Here is a 23,352-nt window from a genome sequence, read left to right as displayed (position 1 = left end):
GCGATGGCCCGGGCGCCGCAGGAGACGCCGGCCGGGTTCTGGACCTACCTGCTGCTCGCGGTCAGCATGCTGTTCGCCGCGTTCCCGCTCTACTGGATGTTCGTCATCGCCACCAGCAACGACGAGGCGCTGGCGAAGCTGCCACCGGCGATCGTGCCGAGCGACCGCTTCCTGACCAACGTCGACGAGGTCTTCTCCCTCCAGGACGTCTACTTCGCCGCCTCGCTCGTCAACAGCGTCATCGTGTCGACGCTGGTCACCGCCTCGGTGCTGTTCTTCTGCTCGCTGGCCGGGTTCGCGTTCGCCAAGCTGCGGTTCAAGGGCAGCGGCGCGCTGATGCTCTTCGTGGTGCTCACCCTGACCGTGCCGAACCAGCTCGGCATCGTCGCGCTCTACATCGTGATGGGCAAGCTCGGCTGGAACGGCACCCTGCTCGCGGTCATCGCGCCCGGCCTGGTCACCGCGTTCGGCGTGTTCTACATGCGGCAGTTCATCGTGAACACCGTCCCGGACGAGCTGATCGAGTCGGCCCGGGTCGACGGCGCCACGACCATGCGGGTGTACGCGACGATCGTGCTCCCCGCGATCCGCCCGGCCCTGGCGGTGCTCGGCCTGCTCACGTTCGTGGCCACCTGGAACGACTTCCAGTGGCCGCTGATCACGTTGAGCGGCACCGACTACCCGACCTCGATGGTGGCGATCTCCGACCTGGCCAGCGGCAACTACGTGATCTACCGGCGGGTGCTGGCCGGCGCGTTCATCGCCACCGTCCCCCTGCTGCTGATGCTGTTCATCGGTGGACGCCAGATCGTCCGCGGAATCATGGAAGGCGCGGTGAAGTCGTGAGCCGTTCCACGCTGCTGCACGAGGGTTGGACGCTGCGGGCCGAGCCCGGCCCGCAGGTGCCGCCGGAGATCGCCGGGGCCGAGGTGCCGGCCACGGTGCCCGGATGCGTACACACCGACCTGCTCGCCGCCGGTCTCGTCCCCGACCCGTACCTCGACGACAACGAGAACCGGCTGCTCTGGATCGGGCACACCGACTGGGTCTACCGGACCACGTTCGCCTGGCAGCCGGGCGAGGACGACCGGGTCGACCTGGTCTGCGCCGGCCTGGACACGGTGGCCACCGTGACGCTCAACGGCGTCGAGGTCGGGCGCACCGAGAACCAGCACCGTTCCTACCGGTTCGACGTCCGCGCGCTGCTGCGTCCGGGCGACAACACCCTGGCCGTACGCTTCGACTCGCCGTACCGCTACGCCCAGGCGCACCGGGACCGGCTCGGCGACCGACCCAACGCGTACCCGGAGCCGTTCCAGTTCATCCGCAAGACCGCCTGCAACTTCGGCTGGGACTGGGGACCGACGGTGGTCACCGCCGGCATCTGGCAGCAGATCGGCCTGCACGCCTGGTCCACCGCCCGGCTCGCCGCGGTCCGGCCGCTGGTCACCGTCTCCGCCGGCGTCGGCCGGGTGGAGCTGCACGTCGACGTGGAGCGGGCCGGCGACGAGCCGCTGACCGTACGCGCCGACGTCGCCGGCGTCACCGCCGAGGTCACCGTGCCGGCCGGGGAACGCACCGCCGCGCTGGCGCTCACCGTGCCCGACCCGGCGCTGTGGTGGCCGGTCGGCCACGGCGACCAGCCGCTGCACGACCTCCACGTCACGCTGCACGCCGCCGACGGGCGGGACCTCGACGCCGCGTCCCGTCGGATCGGCTTCCGCTCGGTCCGCCTCGACACCACGCCCGACGCCCACGGCACCCCGTTCACGCTGCACGTCAACGACCTGCCGATCTTCGTCAAGGGGGTCAACTGGATCCCCGACGACGCGTTCCCCAACCGGGTCACCCGCGAGCGGCTGGCGCAGCGGTTCGACCAGGCGGTCGGGGCGAACGTCAACCTGCTGCGCGTCTGGGGCGGCGGCCGGTACGAGTCGGACGACTTCTACGAGCTGGCCGACGAGATGGGGCTGCTGGTGCAGCAGGACTTCCTGTTCGCCTGCGCGGCGTACCCGGAGGAGGAGCCGTTCCGCACCGAGGTCGAGGCCGAGGCGCGGGAACAGGTGGCCCGGCTCGCCGGCCACCCCTCGCTGGTGCTCTGGACCGGCAACAACGAGAACATCTGGGGCTGGCACGACTGGGACTGGCAGGAGCCGCTCGCCGGCCGCACCTGGGGGCGCGGCTACTACCTGGAGCTGCTGCCCGCGATCGTCGGCGAGCTGGATCCGACCGTCCCGTACTGGCCGGGCAGCCCCTGGTCCGGCACCGAGGACCGGCACCCCAACGACCCGGCGCACGGCACCATGCACATCTGGGACGTCTGGAACGACGACGACTACACCAAGTACCGCGAGTACGTGCCCCGCTTCGTCGCCGAGTTCGGCTACCAGGCCCCGCCCGCGTACGCGACACTGCGCCGGTCCATCTCCGACGAGCCGCTCGCGCACGACTCGCCCGGCATGAGCCACCACCAGAAGGCGATCGACGGGGACCGGAAACTCCAGCGCGGGCTGGACGCCCACCTGCCGCCCCCCGCCGACTTCGACGACTGGCACTACTACACCCAGCTCAACCAGGCGCGCGCCATCCAGCTCGGCGTCGAGCACTTCCGGTCCCACCGGCCGGTCTGCACCGGCACCATCGTCTGGCAGCTCAACGACTGCTGGCCGGTCACCTCCTGGGCCGCCGTCGACGGCGACGGCCGGCGTAAACCCCTGTGGTACGCGCTGCGCCGCGCCTACGCCGACCGGCTGCTCACGGTGCAGCCGCGCGACGGTGGGCTGGCGCTGGTCGCGGTGAACGAGACCGGGCAGGCGTGGACCGGGCCGGCCACCGTCACCCGGCTCACCGTCACCGGGGAGCCGAGGGCGAAGACCTCGGTCGACCTCGACGTCCCGGCGTACTCCTCGGTGGTGCTGGCGCTGCCGGCGGAGCTGGCGCGGCCGGACGAGGCCCGCCGTGAGCTGCTCGTCGCGGACGCCGGCGACACCGCGGAGCGGGCGCTGTGGTTCTTCGCCGAGGACCGCGACATCACGTGGCCGGCGGCGGAGTGGGACGCGACCGTCGAGCCGACCGACGGCGGCCAGCGGGTCCGGGTGACCGCCCGGACCGTGCTGCGCGACCTGACGCTCTTTCCCGACCGGCTGGACCCGTCCGCGCAGGTCGACACCGCGCTGGTCACGCTGCTGCCGGGGGAGGCCGCCGTGTTCACGGTGCGCGCCGCCGCGCCGCTGGACGCGGCGGCGCTGACGCGCCGCCCGGTGCTGCGCTGCGTCAACGGCTGAAGGAGGGGCCCCCGGTTAACGCATTCTGCATAGCCGGGGGCCCCGCTTAACAGGCACGAGCGATGGAGATCCCCGCCGGGCCCTCGAAAGGACCGCTGTGGTCACTCCGCAGAGGGCGCATCGGCCCCGTGACCGGCGGATGTCTCCGACGGCGTGCCGAGGTCGGGGCTGTCCTGGGAGGAGATGGCGGTCGAGACGAGGCTCGCGGCGACCGGCTGCACTGGCATGACATCCTCCGGCGTACGCAGGCGCGGCGGGGCGGGCATCCACGGCTTCAGGTTCTGGATGATCTGTTCGTAGAAGTCGTCGATCGCGCGCAGCACGGAGTCGATGAAGGCGCCCCGCCCGCTGCCCCGCTTGGTGCCCGCCGCCGTGCTCTGCGCGACCCGGAACGCCCGCAGCTCACGGGCGGGGTCGGTGATCAGCATGCCGGGCTCGGCGCGGACCTGTCGCAGCAGGTCCGTCGCGCCGCCTCCGCGGGCGTGCATGGCGAACGCCTCGATCCGCACCGTCTCCGGCGCGTCCTTCAGTTGGCGGACCAGCCAGTTCACCCTGGTGGTCGGCCGGCCGGTGCGGGGAGCGTCCACGTCGACGTGGCAGACGATCTGCCCGGCCCGCAGGTCGGCGGTGACGTGGAGGTGGCCGACCGCGCCCGGAATCCGGATGCTTCCGGTCAGGGTTCCGCTGGTGACGAGCTGGTTGACCAGCGACTGGGTGCGGGCGGCCGGGTCGGCGAGGTCACGGCGGCTCAGAGCGGGCGTGACGTCGGTGCCCAACTGCCGGCCGAGGCGCAGGCAGGCGTAGCGGATCAGGGCGTCGAAGCGGCCGGCCACCTCCGCCGCGCCGCCGTCGCCGGCCCGCAGCGTCCCGGCCGACACCCCATCGCGTACGGGGACCCACGCCGGTCCCATGTCGCTGAACTCCAGTGCGCCCGAACGTGGGTGTTCGAGGTACCTGATCAGCTCGCCCAGGATCCACGCCTGATCCGGGTCGGCGACGCCGCGGTACTCCTTCTGGATCACCGCCTGGGTCAGGATCTCCGTCCAGGGCAGGTGGTAGAGCGCGACCTTGCGCAGCTTCCGACGATCGATAGTGGTCGGGTGCTGGCCGGGCACCGGGGCGATCTCGTTGGAGATCGTGACGAGCGCGTCGAAGCCGTGCTCGCGGGCGATGTCCAGGTACGCCTCCACCTGCTCGGCCCGCAACGCGTTGCTGCCGGTCTTCACCTCCACCAGCGCGGTCCACTGTCGCTGCCCCCGCGTGACCCGGATGAGGCCGTCCGGGAAGAGCTGCTGGGTGCCGAGCTTGAACGGCACCTCGATGAACGTCTGCACCGTGCCGGCCGGTGCGCCCAGGGACTGGGTCAGCACCCGCCCGAACTCCCGTACCGCGCTCATCACCGCCAGCAGGGCGGACGTCGCCCGGCGTTCCTGCTCCTCCGCGCCGTTGATGCCGGACGTGGGGATCAGGCGGGCCGCGAGCCAGGTCTCCTCGGACATGCGGATACTCCTCGTGAAGGCGGTGGTACGAGAAGTTACCTGCGGGCCGGGCCGGAAAGCGGCGTGATCGTGGGCGCGTACGCATGGAAAGAGCTGCCCGGGTCGGGTGTCGGACGATCCGCCCGGCCCGGATCGGTCTGCCGGACGGAGGCGTCCGGGTCAACGGTTCGGCCCTTACCGGCCCTTCCGTCTGTTAGCTGACTGCGATTCCCGGCCGCCACCACGGCGAGGATCCGAGATCTGACCGCACCGCGCCGGGGAAACGACTGACAGCGGCACGGTGGCGACCTCCACTGGTGGTGGACCGAAGCGGTCCGTCGAAACGGTCCGCCCGGACCCTGTCGCCAGTCGAGGTCACCATGGCCACTCCTGTTCCGCCGCCGTTCCACGTCCGCCTCGGCACGTCGGAGGACCCCGGGTCGGTCCACGGCCTCGTTTTGGCCGGTCCGGTGCTGCTCGCCACCCACTACGGCGCCTCCGGTCGGGGAAAGCTGCACGTGCTCGACCCGCGTACGCTCGCCCCGGTCGCGGCCCCGATGCCGGTCGGCCACTACCCGCGGGCGGTCGCCTGGCATCCGGGTCGGCGGACCGCGTACGTGATGAACTGGGGCAAGGAGAGTTACAGCGTCTCGGCCTGCGCGCTGGACACCGGCCGGGTCGAGGAGATCCCGATCGGCTTCGGGCTGATCGCGGTGGCCGTCGACCCGGCCGCCGACGTGCTGTACACCGCCGACTGGGCGCATCGGCGACTCTTCGCCATCGAGGCCGGGGACCCGGCGCGGCGCCGGATCATCGCCCTGCCGTCACGGCCGGTGCGGCTCGCCGTCGCCCCGGACGGCCGCGTCCATGTCTCCCTCTCCGACCAGGCGGCCACCCCGCCGGTGGACGCGCTCGCCGTGGTCGAACCGGACGGTACGGTGCGGGCCACGCCGGTCACGCCGTCGCGCCTCCAGCCGGGGCCGGTGGCGGTCGGCCAGGACGGCCTGATCTACCTGGCCTCCCTGGGCGGCGGCTCGGTACATCCGCTGGCCGGCGTGCACGCGCCCGAGACGGGGGAGCGGCTGGGGGCGGTGGGCACGGCGGCCGGGGCGCGGGACCTCGCCGCGCACCCGCACCTGTCGCAGGCCTGGGCCGCCACCGACCGGGGCGCCCAGTTCATCGACGCCACCGGCCCGTACCAGCCGCACACGCTCGAACCGGTGGTCACCGGTCCCAGCCCGTACGGCGTCGAGGTGGGCGCGGACGGCGGCGTCTACGTGGGCGACAACGTCGAGGGTACGGTGTCGCTGATCCGGCCGGACCTCACCGAGGTGCCGCTGGCGGCGGTGTCCACACTGCTCACCGACGCCGGCTACCCGGTCGCGGGCGGGCTGGGCGGGGCGCTGCGGGCGTACCAGGAGTTCCACGAGCTGCCGGTGACCGGGCGTCCGGACGCCACCACCGTCGCGCACCTGACCGCTCCCGGCTGCGGCAACCCGGACCCGGTGGCGGCGGTGCCGAGCTTCCACGTGCTCAACCACTACCGGCACACCAACCTGACCTACCACCTGGGCGACATGCACATGCCGAACGCCCGGCCCGGCTTCACCGACGAGTTGAAGGAGGAACTCGTCCGGGCGGCGTTCGCCGAGTGGAACAAGGTGCTCGGCGCCGACTGGTACGGCCCGTTCGACTTCGAGCGGGTCGACGACCCGGCTCAGGCGGACATCCTCATCTCCGTCGGCGACGACCCGGTCTTCCGCGATTCGAACTGGTTCAGGTCGGTGTACGCGGTCACCAAGTGGTACGCCGGGCAGAACTGGCCGGCGGAACGGGCCCAGCTCCCGATGATCTTCAATCGGGAGATCAACTGGGATGCCCCCGGCTACTTCGACCTCACCTGGTACAACTCCGACTTCCGGCACGTCGTGACGCACGAGCTGGGCCACGCGCTCGGCCTGCACCACGGCAAGAAGAAGAACGTCATGTACCGCAACGCCACCTGGTACCGCGTCCCGAAGTCCGACGACCGGGCCGGCATCCACCACGCGTACGGTCGGCTGCCGTTCCTCTCCGGCACCGGCATGCAGGTGCTGCCCGGCGTCGACCACATCGCCCTCCAGGACTGCGAGCAGCATCTCCTGGTGCACTACCCGGCCGACGCGGACACCTGGACGTACACCCGGCTCACCGCCGACCTCGGCGCGCCACTGATGGCCCGCGGCCACGCCCCCAGTCTCTTCTTCGCCCACGACGGCGTGCCGTCGTACGTCTACCGGGGCGACGGTGACCACCTGCACCAGCTCTGGTACGACGGCGGCGAGTGGTGGTGGAACGACCTGAACGTGGAGACCGGCGGCGCGCCCCCGATCGCCGGCTCGCCCTACGCCTACCGCAACGGCGACACCCAGCGGATCGTCTACGGCGACCCCGACGGCCGGATCATCCGCCTCTCCGAGACGCCCGGTGCGGGCTGGACCTGGCAGGACATCTCGCAGCCGGGCGCGGGCACCCACAACGGCAGCATCATCGGGTACGTCGACCAGGCGACCGGCCTCGACGCGGTGGCGTACCGGGACAACGAGGACGGGCTGCGCCTGCTCCAGGAACACGCCGACGGCTGGAGCCACATCTCGCTGACCTGGGCGACGCAGGCCGAGAACCCGACCCCGCTGGAGGCCATGCCGATCTTCGGGTCGGCCCGTGCCAGTGAGGAGCACCGCCTGTTCGCCCTGGACTACCGCCTGGACGTCCGGATGTGGGAGCTGGGCGGCGACGGGGTGTGGCACACCCGGTCGCTCACCGCCGAGCTGGGGTTGCCGCCCACCCGCGCGATGACCGTGCAACGGCTGTTCAGCGTCGACGGGGTCGACCTCACCTGGGTGATCGTCTGCGCCGACTACCAGGGCGGCCTGCGGGAGGTCGTCTCCGACGGCGACGCCTGGCAGGTGCGGGACATCCCGACCGGTGACCTCCCGCCCGGCCGGACCGGCATCTCGGCCTGGGTGGGCGACACCCGCCGTTACCTCACGTACACCGCCGTCAACGGCAACACGGCGCTGCTGTACCGCCCCAACAGCGACGTGGTCGCCGGCGAGTGGCAGGTCCGCAACCTCACCCGCGAAACCGGCATCATCTGATTGCGGTAAGGAGGGGCCCCCTGTTAACGCATCCGGTATAGGAGGGGGCCCCGCTTAACACCCTGGTTCGGGGCGAGAGCGTCCCGGTCATCGGCTGGGCGCCCAACGACAAGTACGACGTCGCGGTGCTGCACCTGCGATGGTCCGTGCGCAACGTGAACCTCATCGCGAAGGACAACGCCAACTCGCTCCTGAAGACAGCCATACCGTTCCACCCGACCGGCCACGCCCCGACCTCCGGGCGAGTCCTCTCGGTCGACCCGGTCTGATCGAATAGCCCGGTGACACCGCATCGCATTCTCGCCGTCGTCCTGTTCGTGCTGGCCTTCCTGGCCCTGGTCGCGACACGTGCCTTCCCGTTCGTCGCTGATATCTCCGGCGTGGCGAAGTCCGCCGTCGCAGTCGTCGGCGCCGCGTGTCTGCTGGTGGGCGTCGCGCTCTGGGTGCGCAGGTCGCCGGAGCAGCGGTAGCCGGAGACCCTAGTTGGGCAGGGCGGCGAGGCCGGCCAGCAGCTCCCACCGCTCGGCCTCGGTGAGCACCGCGTACGCCGGCTCGTCGCGGCGGTCGGTGTCGGCCTCGATCGGCGCGCGGTCCGGCCCGTCCGGCAGGGCGCGGATCTCCTCGGCGGTCAGCCCGGCGGCCCGCCACGCGGCCCGGTGCGCGTCCGCCCGGTGGTGCCGCAGTGAGCCCAGCCGGGTGACGAGCAGCAGCGCCGGGGATGCGCCCGCCGGCTCGTACGGCGGGGACATGGCCCGGAACGCCGGCCCGCCGGTGGCCTGCGCGTGCGCCAACACCCGGCCGACCAGTTCCGCGAGCCGGGGCACGACGCTCAGTCCGGGCAGCACCTCGGGCCGCGTCCCCCACAGCTCCTCGGCGGCCTCGCCGGTGGCGCGCTGACCGAACGACGCCAACTCCCGGCCGCGTTCGGTCAGGTGCCAGGCGCCCTCGTCGTCGCGGACGAAGACGCCCTGCGCCAGCTCCCGGCTCAGGTCCACACCGGTGTAGACGAGGCCGTCGGCGAGCGCCTCGGCCGGCAGCGGCCGGGCCAGCACGCCGGAGAAGAGCGTGTTCTCCATGCCGAGTTCGTGGCCGCGTTCGGCGTAGAACGCCGCCATCCGGGGGCGCGCCTTCAGGCGGGCGCCCATGTAGACCCGGTCGATCGCCGGTCGGATCAGTCGCGCGTAGCTCACCGTCGTCTCCACGCCGCCGCACGTTACCGGCGGGGGTGTTAAGCGGGGGCCCCGCCTATACAAAATGCGTTAAGCGGGGGCCCCTCCTTGCACCTACTCGGGGACGCGACGGTACGCGCCGTCGCTGGCCGAGGTGGCCATCGAGGCGTACGCGCGCAGCGCCGCCGAGACCGGGCGCTGCCGGTCGGTCGGGGTGTACGGGCGGTCGCGCTTCTCCTGGGCCACCCGGCGCGCGGTCAGCTCGTCGGCGGGCACGTTCAGCTCGATGGAGCGGCCCGGGATGTCGATGACGACCTCGTCGCCGTCGCGCACCAGCGCGATCAGCCCGCCGGAGGCCGCCTCCGGGGAGACGTGCCCGATGGACAGGCCGGAGGTGCCGCCGGAGAACCGGCCGTCGGTGAGTAGCGCGCAGGCGCGCCCGAGCCCCCGGCCCTTGAGGAACGAGGTGGGGTAGAGCATCTCCTGCATGCCGGGGCCGCCCTTCGGGCCCTCGTAGCGGATCACCACCACGTCGCCGGCGACGATCTGCTTGGCCAGGATGGCGGTCACCGCGTCGTCCTGCGACTCGAAGACCTTGGCCGGGCCGCGGAACGTCAGGCACTCCTCGGGCACCCCGGCGGTCTTCACCACGCAGCCGTCCGGCGCCAGGTTGCCGTGCAGGATGGCCAGCCCGCCGTCGGCGCTGTAGGCGTGCGCGAGGTCGCGGATGCAGCCGCCGGCCGCGTCGGTGTCCAGCGACGACCAGCGGTTGGTGGTGGAGAACGGCTCGGTGGTACGCACGCCGCCGGGCGCGGCGTGGAACAGCTCGACCGCGGTCGGGGTGGGTGAGCCGCCCCGGACGTCCCAGTCGGCAAGCCACCGGTCGAGGCTGGGGGAGTGCACCGCGTGCACGTCGCGGTGGAGCAGGCCGGCGCGGTCCAGCTCGCCGAGGATGGCGGGGATGCCGCCGGCCCGGTGCACGTCCTCCATGTGGTAGTTCGGCGAGTTCGGGGCGACCTTGGCCAGGCACGGCACCCGGCGGGAGACGGCGTCGATGTCGGCCACCTCGAAGTCCAGCTCGGCCTCGCGGGCGGCGGCGAGCAGGTGCAGGATCGTGTTCGTCGAGCCGCCCATGGCCACGTCGAGCGCGACCGCGTTGTCGAACGCCTTCCGGTTGGCGACGTTCCGGGGCAGCACCGAGGCGTCGTCCTCGTCGTACCAGCGCTTGGCGATCTCCACGGCGGTGCGGCCGGCCTCGACGAAGAGCGACCGGCGCGCGGCGTGGGTGGCCAGCGTCGAGCCGTTGCCGGGCAGCGCCAGGCCGATCGCCTCGGTCAGGCAGTTCATCGAGTTGGCGGTGAACATGCCGGAGCAGGAGCCGCAGGTCGGGCACGCCGAGCGTTCGATCTCGCCGAGCTGGTCGTCGGTGACCGCCTCGTTCGAGGAAGCGATCATGGCGTCGATCAGGTCGATCTTGGAGTGGACGACGCCCTCGATCGCCACCGTCTTGCCGGCCTCCATCGGGCCGCCGGAGACGAACACGGTCGGGATGTTCAGCCGCAGCGCGGCGAGCAGCATTCCGGGGGTGATCTTGTCGCAGTTGGAGATGCAGACCAGGGCGTCCGCGCAGTGCGCGTTGACCATGTATTCCACCGCGTCGGCGATCAGCTCGCGGCTGGGCAGCGAGTAGAGCATGCCGCCGTGGCCCATGGCGATGCCGTCGTCGACGGCGATGGTGTTGAACTCCCGACCCACGCCGCCGGCCTCGGCCACCGCGTCCGCCACCAGGCCGCCGAGGTCCTTGAGATGGACATGACCGGGTACGAACTGGGTGAAACTGTTGGCGATGGCGACGATCGGCTTGCCGAAGTCGTCGTCGGTCATCCCGGTGGCCCGCCAGAGGGCCCGGGCGCCGGCCATCGTCCGACCGTGGGTGGATGTCCTCGACCGCAGCTCAGGCATGTCCACCAGTCTGACACCGCCGGCCCGGCGACTTCCGGGCGTACACCCTGTGTCCCAACAGTTGCACACCCGGTCCCCCACGGAGGGCACGGATCCGGCAGAGTTGGACACGTGCAGTCGTCCCCGGGGATGGTCGCCGTCGCGGCGCTGAGCGGTTGCGTCGCGGCCGGCGCCGTCGCGCTGCTCGCCGCGTCGGCCCGGCGCCGCACCGGCCCCCGTCGGCAGGCCCACCTGCTGCTGGCCGTGGCCGGCGGGACCGCCCTGCTCAGCCTGCTCCTCGGCCTGGCCGGCCTGCTGCTCGCCGGGGACCACTGGGCGCACCGGCAGGGCCAGCGCACCGGCTGGGCCACGCTCGTCGCGGCGTCCACCACCGTGGCCGCGGTGGGCCTCGGCGCCGCGCTGCTGCGGTTGCCCGGCGCGGCGGCGACCCGGGCCGCCACCGCCCGGCTGCTGCTCGACGGCGTGATCATGGCGACCGCGTTGTGGTTCGTCGGCTGGGTGGCGTTCAGCGCGCCGACCCGGCTGCTCGGCGACGCCACCCCGGTCGCCTGCCTGCCCATCCTGCTGGCCACCGTCAGCGCCGCGCTCACCACCGGGCTGACGCTGATCCTGGTGCTGCGCGCCGCCCCGCCGCGCGGCTGGCTGACGCTGCTCGGCGGCGGCGCGATCGCGGTGACCGCCGGGGGCCTGGGCGTGGCGGCCGGGCTCTGCCAGGGCGGCCCGGGCATGCTGCTGGCCGGCGCCGTGCTGACCGTGGCCGGCCTGGTGACCACCGCCGTCGCCGGGCGCCGGGCGGACGCGACGCGGTTCGACGTCGACCTCATCCGCCGCGACGGCGAGTACGCGTTCGTGCCGATGTTCGCCATGGCCGCCTCCGCGATGTACCACCTCACCCAGGGCGGCCGGTTCGACGGGTACGGCATCGTGACCGGCAGTGTCGAGGGGTTCGCGCTCGTCGCCCGGCAGTATCTCGCCCTCAACGACGTGCGCGGCTACGCCGTCCGGCTGGCCGAACGGGAGGCGCACTTCCGCGAGCTGGCGCACACCGATCCGCTCACCGACCTGGCCAACCGGCGCGGGCTGCTGCGGGCCCTGCACCGGTGCGCCGAGACGGGGGTGCCCTGCGTGCTGCTCGGGCTCGACCTGGACGGCTTCAAGAACGTCAACGACATGCGCGGGCACGACGTCGGCGACGCGGTGCTCGCCGAGGTGGGTCGGCGGCTGCGCGGCAACCTGCGGCCGGGCGATCTGGCCGCCCGCCTCGGCGGCGACGAGTTCGCGGTGCTGATGCACGGTTCGGCCGAGCCCGGGCCGGTCGCCGAGCGGCTGCTCGGGGTGCTCGGCCGCCCGTACGAGGAGGCGGACGGGCCGGTCTTCCTCTCGGTCAGCATCGGGGTGGCCGGCAGCCCGGGCGTCCACGACGTCGAGCTGTTGCTGCGCAACGCCGACCTGGCGTTGCGCTACGCCAAGCAGCGCGGCAAGAACCGGATCGAGCGCTACGACGCCACGTACGACCAGTTGCTGAGCCGGCGCACCCGGCTGGAGCACGAGCTGCGCGGCGCGATCGAGCGCGACGAGCTGCGGCTGGTCTTCCAGCCGGTGGCTTCGCTGCCCTCGGTCCGGCCGGTCGGCGCCGAGGCGCTGCTCCGCTGGCGTCACCCGGAGCTGGGCAACGTCCGGCCGGACGAGTTCATCCCGCTGGCCGAGGAGTGCGGGATGATCGCCAAGCTCGGCGCGTGGGTGCTGCACCAGGCGTGCTACCAGCTCTCCCGCTGGCTGGCCGACGGGCACGACGTCTGGGTGTCGGTGAACGTCTCGCCGCGCGAGCTGCACGCCCCGCAGTACGTCGTCCAGGTGGCCGACGCGTTGCGCGCGCACCACGTGCCGCCGCAGCGGCTGGTGCTGGAGGTGACCGAGCACGCCGTCGCCACCGACCTGGACGAGCTGATCCGGCGGCTGACCGCGTTGCGGCTGACCGGCGTCCGGATCGCGCTCGACGACTTCGGCGCCGGCTACTCCTCGCTGGGGCAGCTGCGGCGGCTGCCGATCGACATCCTCAAGATCGACCACAGTCTGGTCGCCGAGCACGAGCCGGTGCGGCCGGTGGGCCGGGAGGGGCCGGCGTTCGCCCCGATGGTCGACATCGTCATGCGCCTCGGCCACCAGCTCGGGCTGGAGGTGATCGCCGAGGGGGTCACCAACCCGACCGAGCTGGCCGCCGTGGTGGCCGCCGGCTGCCGGTTCGGCCAGGGCGCGCTCTTCGGCTGGGGGGTGCCGGCCGAGCACCTGGAGGCGATGCTGGAGGCGGCCACCGCGCCCGGCAACCGGCCCGCCGCGATCCCGCCCGCGCCGCCGTCCCCGCCGACGCGTACGCCGTCGCCGTTGCTGCCGCGGCTGCGTAACAACCCGCCCGCCCCACGCCCCGCCGTGGAGGCGTCCCCGCAGGTGACGGCTGGCGTGGAGGGGGTGTCGACGACCGACACGCCCACGTCCGTGAACCAAAATGTGGGATCAGTTGACTCATCGCGTGAGATGCGTCAGGCTTAGCCGCATGTCGTCGAACCGGTCGCTGCGAGTACTTACCTGAGCGCACTCTCCTCCCGAGAGTGCGCTGGCCCCGTGCATCCTGCACGAGGGCTTTTTTGTTGCCGTCGGACCATCGCCGGGGCGCACGCCGCCCCACCTGACAACCGCGTCACCCACTCACAGCCGAAGGCCTGAACCGCCATGACGAGACCCACGCCAGAGACCCTCGCCCACTCCGCCCGACGAGCCCGCACGGGCACCGGCGCGACCGGCGACGCCGCCGACCACGCCCCCGCCGCCCGCACCGGCGCCGCCCCCGCCGCGAGCCGGGCCGTCCCGGCCGGCGCGGACCCGGCCGGCACACCGGCACGGCAGCCCACCACCGCGCAGGTCTCCGGCGCCGGTTCGCTCGTGCGCTCGCTGGAGGCGCTCGGCGTCGACGTGGTCTTCGGCATCCCGGGCGGCGCGATCCTGCCCGCGTACGACCCGCTCTACGACTCCACCGTCCGGCACATCCTGGTCCGCCACGAGCAGGGCGCCGGGCACGCGGCCACCGGCTACGCGCAGGCCACCGGTCGGGTCGGCGTCTGCATCGCCACCTCCGGCCCGGGCGCGACCAACCTGGTCACCCCGATCGCGGACGCCTACATGGACTCGGTGCCGATCGTGGCGATCACCGGCCAGGTGGCCCGGCCGTCGATCGGCACGGACGCCTTCCAGGAGGCCGACATCCAGGGCATCACGCTGCCGATCACCAAGCACAACTTCCTGGTGCAGACCGCCGACGAGATCCCCCGGGTGCTCGCCGAGGCGTTCCACCTGGCCGCCACCGGCCGGCCCGGCCCGGTGCTCGTCGACATCCCCAAGGACGTCCTCCAGGCGCCGGCCACGTTCTCCTGGCCGCCGACGCTGGACCTGCCCGGCTACCGGCCCACGCTGCACCCGCACGGCAAGCAGATCCGCGAGGCGGCCCGGCTGATGACGACGGCCCGCCGGCCGGTGCTCTACGTCGGCGGCGGCGTGCTCAAGGCCGGCGCCACCGAGGGGCTGCGCCGGCTGGCCGAGCTGACCGGGATCCCGGTGGTCACCACGCTGATGGCGCTCGGCGCGTTCCCCGACTCGCACCGGCAGCACCTCGGCATGCCCGGCATGCACGGCACCGTCGCCGCGGTCTACGGCCTCCAGAAGGCCGACCTGATCGTGGCGCTCGGCGCCCGCTTCGACGACCGGGTGACCGGCAAGCTGGACTCGTTCGCGCCGGACGCCGCGGTGGTGCACGCCGACGTCGACCCGGCCGAGATCGGCAAGAACCGGCACGCCGACGTCCCGATCGTGGGCGACGCGCGGCACGTGATCGACGAGCTGATCGCGGCGGTCACCGCCGAGCAGGCCACCCACCCGGCCGCCGACCTGGCGGACTGGTGGCACCAGCTCGACGACCTGCGCGAGCGGTACCCGCTCGGCTTCGAGGAGCCGGCCGACGGCACGCTCTCCCCGCAGTTCGTGATCAAGCGGTTGGGTGAGATCGCCGGTCCGGACGCGATCTACGTGGCCGGCGTCGGCCAGCACCAGATGTGGGCCAGCCAGTTCATCTCCTACGAGAAGCCGAACACCTGGCTGAACTCCGGCGGGCTGGGCACCATGGGCTACGCCGTGCCGGCCGCGATGGGCGCCAAGGTGGGCCGACCGGAGACCACGGTCTGGGCGGTGGACGGCGACGGCTGCTTCCAGATGACCAACCAGGAGCTGGCCACCTGTGCGCTGGAGGGCATCCCGGTCAAGGTCGCCGTGATCAACAACGGCAACCTCGGCATGGTCCGGCAGTGGCAGACGCTGTTCTACGGGGAGCGCTACTCCAACACCGAGCTGGGCACGCACAAGCACCGCATCCCGGATTTCGTCAAGCTCGCCGAGGCGCTCGGCTGCGTCGGGCTGCGCTGCGAGAACGCCGCCGACGTGGACAAGACCATCGAGGCGGCCATGGCGATCACCGACGCGCCGGTGGTCATCGACTTCGTGGTCGGCAAGGACGCGATGGTGTGGCCGATGGTGGCCGCCGGCACCAGCAACGACGAGATCATGTTCGCCCGGGGCGTCCGCCCCGTCTTCGACGAGGACGACATCTAACAATGACACTGCACACGCTGTCCGTGCTGGTGGAGAACAAGCCGGGTGTCCTGGCCCGGGTCTCCGGGCTGTTCTCCCGGCGCGGGTTCAACATCGACAGTCTCGCCGTGGGCGAGACCGAGAACCCGGACGTCTCCCGGATCACCATCGTGGTCAACGCCGAGTCCTCGCCGCTGGAGCAGGTGACCAAGCAGCTCAACAAGCTGGTCAACGTACTCAAGATCGTTGAGCTGGACGCGCAGGTCTCGGTGGCCCGGGAGCTGCTGCTGGTCAAGGTCCGCGCGGACCGTAGCGCCCGCGCGCAGGTGCTGGAGACGGTCGGCCTGTTCCGGGCCCGGGTGGTCGACGTCGCGCCGGACACGTTGACCATCGAGGCCACCGGCACGCCGGACAAGCTCGACGCGCTGCTGCGCGACCTGGAGCCGTTCGGCATCAAGGAGATGGTCCAGTCCGGCACGGTGGCCATCGGGCGCGGCTCCCGCGCCATCACCGCCGGCCCGGCGCTGCGCGCCGCCTGATCCGTACCCACCAGTTTTTCGACGGGCCGACGGGCACCGCCGTACGAAAGGGAAGTCAATGAGCGTTGAGGTTTTCTACGACGACGACGCCGACCTGGGCCTGATCCAGGGCCGTAAGGTCGCCGTGATCGGGTACGGCAGCCAGGGCCACGCGCACGCGTTGTCGCTGCGTGACTCCGGCGTCGACGTGGTGATCGGCCTGCCCGCCGGGTCGAAGAGCCGGCCCAAGGCCGAGGAGCAGGGCCTGCGGGTGCTCAGCCCGGCGGAGGCGGCGGCCGAGGCCGACGTGATCATGATCCTGGCGCCGGACACCGCCCAGCGTGGCCTCTACGCCGACGCCATCGCGCCGAACCTGTCCGCCGGCAAGGCGCTCTTCTTCGGCCACGGCTTCAACATCCGGTACGGCCTGATCACGCCGCCGGCCGACGTGGACGTGGCGATGGTCGCCCCGAAGGGTCCCGGTCACCTGGTCCGCCGCCAGTACGTCGACGGCAAGGGCGTGCCCTGCCTGGTCGCCGTCGAGCAGGACCCGAGCGGCAACGCGTTCGCCCTGGCGCTGGCGTACGCCAAGGCGATCGGCGGCACCCGGGCCGGCGCGATCCGGACCACCTTCACCGAGGAGACCGAGACCGACCTCTTCGGCGAGCAGGCGGTGCTCTGCGGCGGCGCGGCGGCGCTGGTGCAGACCGGTTTCGAGGTGCTCACCGAGGCCGGCTACGCGCCCGAGGTGGCCTACTTCGAGTGCCTGCACGAGCTGAAGCTCATCGTCGACCTGATGTACGAGGGCGGCATCGCCCGGATGCGCTACAGCATCTCCGACACCGCCGAGTACGGTGACCTGTCCCGTGGCCCCCGGGTCGTCGACTCGCGGGTCAAGGACGAGATGCGCAAGATCCTCGGCGAGATCCAGTCCGGCGAGTTCGCCCGCGAGTGGGTGGCCGAGGACGAGGCCGGCCGGCCGAACTTCGCCAAGTGGCGGGCCGAGGGCGCGGCGCACCCGATCGAGGAGACCGGGCAGAAGCTGCGCGCCATGATGAGCTGGGTCGACCGCCCGATCACCGAGACCGCCTGACCCGGCACACCGCCCGACCGGGCACATCGTGCGACCCGCGACCCGACGCTCTCCCCGGCGTCGGGCCGCGGGTCGTCGCCGTCGGCACGTGAACCGGCGGTGTCCGGCGCGTGACGACCGCGTGTGAGGGCCCTCACCCCGTGGTCCGGGACCCGGAGGGCGGGCCGACACCTACCATCCTTGGTGTGGTGCTCCACGCGGCACCCGACGGCCATGGCACGGATCGGCGCAGGGCGCAGCGCGGCGCCCCGACGCCCCAGGCCAACCGATACCGAGCGTCTACGAGGACCGATGAATCCTGTCGTACTGATCGCCGAAGAACTCGCCCCCGCCGCCATCGAGGTGCTCGCGCACGACTTCGACGTGCGCCACGTGGACGGCACCGACCGTCCGGCCCTGCTCTCCGCGCTCTCCGAGGCCGACGCGGTGATCGTACGCAGCGCCACCCAGATCGACGCCGAGGCGGTCGCGGCGGCGCCCCGGCTGAAGGTGGTCGCCCGGGCCGGCGTCGGCCTGGACAACGTCGAGGTGCCGGCCGCCACCGCGCGTGGCGTCATGGTGGTCAACGCTCCCACCTCCAACATCGTCTCCGCCGCCGAGCAGGCGGTCGCGCTGCTGCTCGCGGTGGCCCGCAACACCGCCAGCGCCAGCGCCGCGCTCAAGGCCGGCGAGTGGAAGCGGTCGAAGTACACCGGCGTGGAGATCCAGGGCAAGACCGTGGGCGTGGTCGGCCTCGGCCGCATCGGCGTGCTGTTCGCGCAGCGCATCGCCGCGTTCGGCACCCGGCTCATCGCGTACGACCCGTACATCCAGCCGGCCCGCGCCGCGCAGCTCGGGGTGCGTCTGGTCGGCCTGGAGGAGCTGCTGCGGGAGAGCGACTTCATCTCGATCCACCTGCCGAAGACGCCGGAGACGGTGGGCCTGATCGGCGAGAAGGAACTGGCGGTCGTCAAGCCGGGCGTCCGGATCGTCAACGCCGCCCGGGGCGGGCTGGTCGACGAGCAGGCGCTCGCCGACGCGATCGCGGAGGGCCGGGTCGCCGGCGCCGGAGTCGACGTGTACGCCAAGGAGCCCTGCACCTCGTCGCCGCTGTTCGCGTTCGACAACGTGGTGGCCACCCCGCACCTGGGCGCCTCCACGAACGAGGCGCAGGACAAGGCCGGTCTGGCCGTGGCGAAGAGCGTCAAGCTCGCGCTCCAGGGCGAGTTCGTGCCGGACGCGGTGAACGTGCAGGCCGGCGGCGTGGTCGCCGAGGACGTCCGGCCGCTGCTGCCGCTGGCCGAGAAGCTGGGCCGGGCGTTCACCGCGCTGGCCGGCGGCGTGGCCGCCAGCGTCACCGTCGAGGTGCGCGGCGAGATCGCCAGCCACGACGTGTCGGTGCTCAAGCTCGCCGCCACCAAGGGGCTGTTCAGCTCCGTGGTCGAGGAGCAGGTCACCTACGTCAACGCGCCGCACCTGGCCGCCGAGCGGGGCGTCGAGGTCACGCTGGCCACGCCGACCGAGACGGTGGACCACCCGAACCTGGTGACGGTGCGCGGCGCGCTGCCGGACGGGCGGACCGTCCGGGTCTCCGGCACGGCGGTGCACACCGGCGCCCGGGACGTGCTCAAGCTGACCGAGGTGGACGGCTTCGACGTGGAGATCGGCGCGGAGGGCATCCTGGTCTTCCTGCGTTACGTCGACCGTCCCGGGGTGGTCGGCACGGTCGGCACGCTGCTCGGCGAGGCCGGCGTCAACATCGCCGCCATGCAGGTGGCCCGGCGGGAGGCCGGCGGCGAGACGTTGATGACGCTCACCGTCGACCAGGCGCTCGGCGCCGACCTGCTCACCTCCGCGGCCGACTCGATCGGTGCGGTCGCGGCCAGCGCGGCCGACCTGCGCGACGAGTAGTCCGCACGACGGATCGGGGCCCGGCCGCTTCGGCCGGGCCCTTCGTCGTGCGGGACGCCGGTCGCGTCGGTCAGGACCGGACGCGGGCGGGCGGCGGGTAGACCGAGCCGTCCTGCGCGTCGAAGAGCATCAGGTCGTGTTCGCCGGCCAGCCGCTCGATGTCCAGCAGGACCTGGTCCGGGCAGGCGGGGTGCAGGTTCATCTCGACGTGGTCGGCGGCCGCGTGCAGCGGTGCGACCTCCCACGGCGTGCCCGGTCGGGCCGGCCGGTCGGGGTAGCTCGCCGTGATCGCCCGGTAGAAGCCGACCACGCGCGGGTCGGGGTGCTGCTCGCCGTGCCATCCCTCGCGGCACTGCCGCACGGCCGCTCGCACCTGCTCCGGGGTGGCCCCGTTCGGCAGGGCCCACACGCTCAGATCGAAACTCACGGCGGACAGCGTGCCATCCCCGGCGGCCGGCGTCACTTCCGCCCCGCCCCGAGGGTTCACCTGCTGATTGTCGACACCGGTCCGGCGGCGTCCGCTGTGGAGACTCTTGCGTCGAGTTGCGTCGATTCGCTAGCGTACCCGGTGCGGTTTCCGGCTGAGTCGATTTCCCGGCCCGTCTTCGGGTGGCGCGGTCGGGCGTCCGGTCCGTCGGCCCGCACCCCTCGATTGCGCGAGCCACGCGCATTCGTCGCTGACCGGCCCCCACGGTCGTTGCCGAGACCGCGGGGGCCGATCGCGGTTCCGCGCCCCGGATGCGAGCGGGGCGTGACCGCGCGTCAGCGGCGCTGGTGCGCGAAGAGCGCGCGGTAGTCCGAGCCGTCGCGGAACCAGGCCAGGCCGGCCGGCCCGGCGGCGTACAGGGCGGTGGCGTAGGCGTCGGCGATCGCCAGGTCCGGGCCGACCACGGTGGCGGCGACCAGCCGTTCGGTCGACTCCCCGGTGTGCGGGTCGACGACGTGCCCCCGCCGCCCGGTGACCCCGGAGGTGCCGACCGCGCCGGCGGTCATCTCCAGCACCAGCGGCGGCCGGCGGGCCTCGGTCGGGTGGTGCACCGCGACCCGCCACGGGCCGCCGTGCGCGGCGTGGCCGCGTACCGTCAGGTCGGCGCCGCTGAGCACGGCGTAGTCGTGGATGCCGGCGGCGCGCAACCGCGCCGCGGCCCGCTCCACCGCCCAGCCGCCGAGCAGGCCGCCCGGGTCGAAGCCGCCCGGCACCGCCCAGGCGTCGAACCATCCGTCGGTCGCCGCCCGCATGGCGGCGCAGCGGTCCACCAGGTCGGCCAGCGGAGGGTACGAGTCGGGGCTGATCTCGTCGCGTCGCAGCCGCGACACCAGGCTGTCCGGCTGGTTCGGGCCGAAGGTGAGGTCGACGGCGCGCAGTTCGGCGACGGCGTCGCGGAGCGCCTCGCCGACGCCCCGGTGACCGAACCAGTCCGGCGCGTTGAGCAGCAGCGTGTACTCCGCGGTGGAGGTGCTGACGGTGTGCCGGACGCTGATCCGGTCGTAGGGGGCGGTGCCGTCGCGCTCCACCCGGTGGCTGCGGGAGCCGAGGCGCAGGTCGGGGCGGGGCTGGCGGAAGCCGGTCTGGTCGACCCAGCGGGTCCGGGGTTGTTCGTCCGCCCAGTGTGCCCGCCGCTGGTCGATCCGCATGACACCCGCCCCCTCGCTGGCCGCCGCACCGTCGCGGCGATGCCGGTGCCGGGTGCCCGTCGACCCGGTCGACTCGACCCTAAGCAGTGGAGATGACCGCACCATGAATGCCGGCTGGGAGCCTCCTGTGCATCGGGCTTCCCGGATGGTGGAAGACTCGTACCGGGAGGCGGGACGGCGACGTAGCGTTGCGCAGAACGACGAGGTGAGGAGCGCCAGGTGGCACGCATCGCGGTGGTGGCCGGTGACGGCATCGGTCCCGAGGTGGTCGGGCAGGCCCGCAAGGTCCTCGACGCCGTGCTGCCCGGCATCGAGGCCACCGAGTACGACCTCGGCGCCGCGCGCTGGCACCGCACCGGCGAGGTGCTCCCGGACAGCGTCCTCGACGAACTGGCCGGTCACGACGCCATCCTGCTCGGCGCCGTCGGCGACCCGACCGTGCCGCCCGGCGTGCTGGAGCGCGGCCTGCTGCTCAAGCTCCGCTTCGCTTTCGACCAGTACGTGAACCTCCGGCCGTCCCGGCTCTGGCCCGGCGTGACCGGCCCGCTGGCGGCCGTCAAGCCTGGCGAGGTGGACCTCGTGGTGGTCCGCGAGGGCACCGAGGGGCTCTACGCGGGCGCCGGCGGCAGCCTGCACCGGGGCACCCCGGCCGAGGTGGCCACCGAGGAGAGCCTGAACACCCGGCACGGTGTCGAGCGGGTGATCCGGGACGCGTTCGCCCGGGCCGACCGCCGGGAGCGGCGCAAGGTCACGCTGGTGCACAAGACCAACGTGCTCACCCACGCCGGCTCGCTGTGGTCCCGCGCCTTCGCCGAGGTGGCCGCCGAGCACCCCGACGTGACCACGGAGTACCAGCACGTCGACGCCGCCGCGATGTTCCTGGTGACGAACCCGTCCCGGTACGACGTGGTGGTGACCGACAACCTCTTCGGGGACATCCTCACCGACATCGCCGCCGCGGTGACCGGTGGCATCGGGTTGGCCGCCAGCGGCTGCATCAACCCGGAGGGGCGGTACCCGTCGATGTTCGAGCCGGTGCACGGCTCCGCGCCGGACATCGCCGGCAAGGGCGTCGCCGACCCGGTGGCCGCCGTGCTCTCCGCCGCGCTGCTGCTCGACCAGCTCGGCCACGCCGACGCCGCCGCGCGGGTCACCGCCGCGGTCGCCGCCGAGCTGTCCGGGCGTACCCCCGGCACGCCGCTGCGCACCGACGAGGTCGGCGACCGGCTCGCCGCCCACGCGGTAGCCTGACCGGGCCGATCCTGCTGGCGGCCCGGTTCCGGGCCGCCAGACCCGTTTCCGGGCCAGCTCCCCCCGATTGGCATCGTCGATGTGCGGGGCCGGAGCTATCCGCTGAACGACCGTTCGGGGTAAGTTTCTGGCACCAGTGACGTCGGTGTGCGACCCCCGCATGCCGTGGACCCGCAGGGAGGTCAGCGCGATGAGCGGTGGTGACAAGCTCGATTTCGAGATCCGTCCGAATCCCGCGCCGGTATCCGCCGCCGACCGGGCCGCCCTGCTGGCGAACCCGGGGTTCGGCCGGGTGTTCACCGACCACATGGTCACCATCCGCTACGCCGACGGCAAGGGCTGGTACGACGCCCGGGTCGAGGCGCGCGCCCCGATCCCGATGGACCCGGCCGCCGCGGTGCTGCACTACGCGCAGGAGATCTTCGAGGGCCTGAAGGCGTACCGCACCGGTGACGGTTCGGTGACCATGTTCCGCCCGGAGGCCAACGCGGCCCGCTTCGTGGCGTCCGCCCGCCGGCTGGCCATGCCGGAGCTGCCGCCGGAGACGTTCCTGGAGTCGTTGCGTCGACTGGTCGAGATCGACCGGGAGTGGATCCCGGAGCACGAGGACGGCAGCCTCTACCTGCGGCCTTTCATGTTCGCCAGCGAGGTCTTCCTCGGCGTGCGCCCGGCCAACGAATACCTCTACTGCGTCATCGCGTCGCCGGCCGGCGCCTACTTCGCCGGCGGGGTGAAGCCGGTGACGGTCTGGGTCTCGCCGGACTACACCCGGGCCGCGCCCGGCGGCACCGGCGCGGCCAAGTGCGGCGGCAACTACGCCACCTCGCTGGCGGCCCAGGCCGAGGCGATCGAGGCCGGCTGCGACCAGGTGGTCTTCCTGGACGCGGTCGAGCGGCGGTTCGTCGACGAGTTGGGCGGCATGAACGTCTTCTTCGTCTACGACGACGGCACGGTCGTCACCCCGCCGCTGAGCGGCACGATCCTGCCGGGCATCACCCGCGACGCGATCCTGATGCTGGCCGGCGAGGCCGGGCACACGGTCCGGGAGAGCCCGGTCAGCTTCGCCGACTGGCAGGCGGACGCGGCCAGCGGCCGGCTGCGCGAGGTCTTCGCGTGCGGCACCGCCGCCGTGATCACCCCGATCGGCGGCGTGCGCTTCCCGGACGGCGAGTTCCTCATCGGCGGCGGCGAGCCGGGCCGCACCACCATGGCGTTGCGGCAGAAGCTGGTCGACATCCAGCGCGGTCGCACCGCCGACCCCCACCACTGGGTCACCCGGGTGCTCTGACGCCCCCGGAGG

General features: G+C 72.8%; 16 protein-coding genes. 11 read left to right on the top strand and 5 right to left on the bottom strand.

All coding sequences use genetic code 11. The features are described from left to right. Positions 1 to 3 precede the first annotated feature (3 nt). Complete coding sequence (locus C8054_RS08365; RefSeq protein ID WP_199199616.1) at positions 4 to 846, top strand: carbohydrate ABC transporter permease; 843 nt, start codon at positions 4 to 6, stop codon at positions 844 to 846. After that, positions 843 to 3,284, top strand: a complete 2,442-nt coding sequence (locus C8054_RS08360; protein WP_107156171.1) for a glycoside hydrolase family 2 protein — start codon at positions 843 to 845, stop codon at positions 3,282 to 3,284. The genes C8054_RS08365 and C8054_RS08360 overlap by 4 nt, the downstream gene beginning before the upstream one ends. 101 nt (positions 3,285 to 3,385) lie before the next feature. Here the strand turns inward: C8054_RS08360 and C8054_RS08355 are convergent, their stop codons facing one another. Then, a complete protein-coding gene (locus tag C8054_RS08355; RefSeq protein ID WP_107156170.1) occupies positions 3,386 to 4,783 on the bottom strand; it encodes a stress response protein in 1,398 nt (465 codons plus the stop codon). Between the two features lie 359 nt (positions 4,784 to 5,142). Here C8054_RS08355 and C8054_RS08350 point away from each other — a divergent pair, with 359 nt between their 5' ends. Continuing rightward, on the top strand, positions 5,143 to 7,902 hold the full coding sequence (locus C8054_RS08350; RefSeq protein ID WP_146179882.1) for a matrixin family metalloprotease: 2,760 nt from the start codon (positions 5,143 to 5,145) through the stop codon (positions 7,900 to 7,902). Between the two features lie 281 nt (positions 7,903 to 8,183). Further along, positions 8,184 to 8,372, top strand: coding sequence for a hypothetical protein (locus C8054_RS08345; protein ID WP_107156168.1), 189 nt, complete (start codon positions 8,184 to 8,186; stop codon positions 8,370 to 8,372). A 9-nt stretch (positions 8,373 to 8,381) separates the two neighbouring features. Here the strand turns inward: C8054_RS08345 and C8054_RS08340 are convergent, their stop codons facing one another. After that, complete coding sequence (locus C8054_RS08340; RefSeq protein ID WP_233219535.1) at positions 8,382 to 9,104, bottom strand: hypothetical protein; 723 nt, start codon at positions 9,102 to 9,104, stop codon at positions 8,382 to 8,384. 81 nt (positions 9,105 to 9,185) lie between these two features. Beyond that, entirely contained in the window at positions 9,186 to 11,033 is a 1,848-nt protein-coding gene (ilvD, locus tag C8054_RS08335; protein ID WP_107156167.1) for a dihydroxy-acid dehydratase, read from the bottom strand. Positions 11,034 to 11,144: 111 nt separating this feature from the next. On the opposite strand from ilvD, the gene C8054_RS08330 reads away from it, so the two are divergent. The 5 genes from C8054_RS08330 (at position 11,145) to serA (ending at position 19,166) form a co-directional block, all read left to right on the top strand. Next, the gene (locus C8054_RS08330) at positions 11,145 to 13,580 is read left to right on the top strand and encodes a bifunctional diguanylate cyclase/phosphodiesterase (RefSeq protein WP_107156166.1); all 2,436 of its coding nucleotides are present in this window, start codon (positions 11,145 to 11,147) and stop codon (positions 13,578 to 13,580) included. Between the two features lie 180 nt (positions 13,581 to 13,760). Further along, on the top strand, positions 13,761 to 15,686 hold the full coding sequence (locus C8054_RS08325) for an acetolactate synthase large subunit (protein WP_107156165.1): 1,926 nt from the start codon (positions 13,761 to 13,763) through the stop codon (positions 15,684 to 15,686). Between the two features lie 2 nt (positions 15,687 to 15,688). Then, complete coding sequence (ilvN, locus tag C8054_RS08320) at positions 15,689 to 16,204, top strand: acetolactate synthase small subunit (RefSeq protein WP_107156164.1); 516 nt, start codon at positions 15,689 to 15,691, stop codon at positions 16,202 to 16,204. Positions 16,205 to 16,262: 58 nt separating this feature from the next. Further along, on the top strand, positions 16,263 to 17,276 hold the full coding sequence (gene ilvC, locus C8054_RS08315) for a ketol-acid reductoisomerase (RefSeq protein WP_107156163.1): 1,014 nt from the start codon (positions 16,263 to 16,265) through the stop codon (positions 17,274 to 17,276). Between the two features lie 291 nt (positions 17,277 to 17,567). Further along, complete coding sequence (gene serA / locus C8054_RS08310; protein WP_107156162.1) at positions 17,568 to 19,166, top strand: phosphoglycerate dehydrogenase; 1,599 nt, start codon at positions 17,568 to 17,570, stop codon at positions 19,164 to 19,166. A 70-nt stretch (positions 19,167 to 19,236) separates the two neighbouring features. On the opposite strand, the gene C8054_RS08305 is transcribed toward serA, so the two are convergent. Next, complete coding sequence (locus C8054_RS08305) at positions 19,237 to 19,593, bottom strand: hypothetical protein (protein ID WP_199199609.1); 357 nt, start codon at positions 19,591 to 19,593, stop codon at positions 19,237 to 19,239. A 335-nt stretch (positions 19,594 to 19,928) separates the two neighbouring features. Then, complete coding sequence (locus C8054_RS08300; protein WP_107156160.1) at positions 19,929 to 20,801, bottom strand: FAD:protein FMN transferase; 873 nt, start codon at positions 20,799 to 20,801, stop codon at positions 19,929 to 19,931. 219 nt (positions 20,802 to 21,020) lie between these two features. On the opposite strand from C8054_RS08300, the gene C8054_RS08295 reads away from it, so the two are divergent. Both C8054_RS08295 and C8054_RS08290 read left to right on the top strand, forming a co-directional pair. Next, complete coding sequence (locus C8054_RS08295; RefSeq protein WP_107156159.1) at positions 21,021 to 22,052, top strand: 3-isopropylmalate dehydrogenase; 1,032 nt, start codon at positions 21,021 to 21,023, stop codon at positions 22,050 to 22,052. A 190-nt stretch (positions 22,053 to 22,242) separates the two neighbouring features. After that, entirely contained in the window at positions 22,243 to 23,340 is a 1,098-nt protein-coding gene (locus C8054_RS08290) for a branched-chain amino acid aminotransferase (protein ID WP_107156158.1), read from the top strand. Positions 23,341 to 23,352: the final 12 nt, after the last annotated feature.

This window comes from Micromonospora sp. RP3T (assembly GCF_003027925.1).
In the GTDB taxonomy this organism is placed as follows: Bacteria; Actinomycetota; Actinomycetes; order Mycobacteriales; family Micromonosporaceae; genus Micromonospora.
Note: the sequence above shows the minus strand (reverse complement) of the source record. Positions and strands in the feature narration are given on the sequence as shown.

Excerpts from the sequence above, each read along its gene's own strand:
- C8054_RS08325 (WP_107156165.1), top strand. The coding sequence starts at position 13,761 with ATGACGAGACCCACGCCAGAGACCCTCGCCCACTCCGCCCGACGAGCC.
- C8054_RS08290 (WP_107156158.1), top strand. The coding sequence starts at position 22,243 with ATGAGCGGTGGTGACAAGCTCGATTTCGAGATCCGTCCGAATCCCGCG.
- C8054_RS08355 (WP_107156170.1), bottom strand. The coding sequence starts at position 4,783 with ATGTCCGAGGAGACCTGGCTCGCGGCCCGCCTGATCCCCACGTCCGGC.
- C8054_RS08350 (WP_146179882.1), top strand. The coding sequence starts at position 5,143 with ATGGCCACTCCTGTTCCGCCGCCGTTCCACGTCCGCCTCGGCACGTCG.
- serA (WP_107156162.1), top strand. The coding sequence starts at position 17,568 with ATGAATCCTGTCGTACTGATCGCCGAAGAACTCGCCCCCGCCGCCATC.
- C8054_RS08365 (WP_199199616.1), top strand. The coding sequence starts at position 4 with ATGGCCCGGGCGCCGCAGGAGACGCCGGCCGGGTTCTGGACCTACCTG.
- ilvN (WP_107156164.1), top strand. The coding sequence starts at position 15,689 with ATGACACTGCACACGCTGTCCGTGCTGGTGGAGAACAAGCCGGGTGTC.
- ilvD (WP_107156167.1), bottom strand. The coding sequence starts at position 11,033 with ATGCCTGAGCTGCGGTCGAGGACATCCACCCACGGTCGGACGATGGCC.
- ilvC (WP_107156163.1), top strand. The coding sequence starts at position 16,263 with ATGAGCGTTGAGGTTTTCTACGACGACGACGCCGACCTGGGCCTGATC.
- C8054_RS08300 (WP_107156160.1), bottom strand. The coding sequence starts at position 20,801 with ATGCGGATCGACCAGCGGCGGGCACACTGGGCGGACGAACAACCCCGG.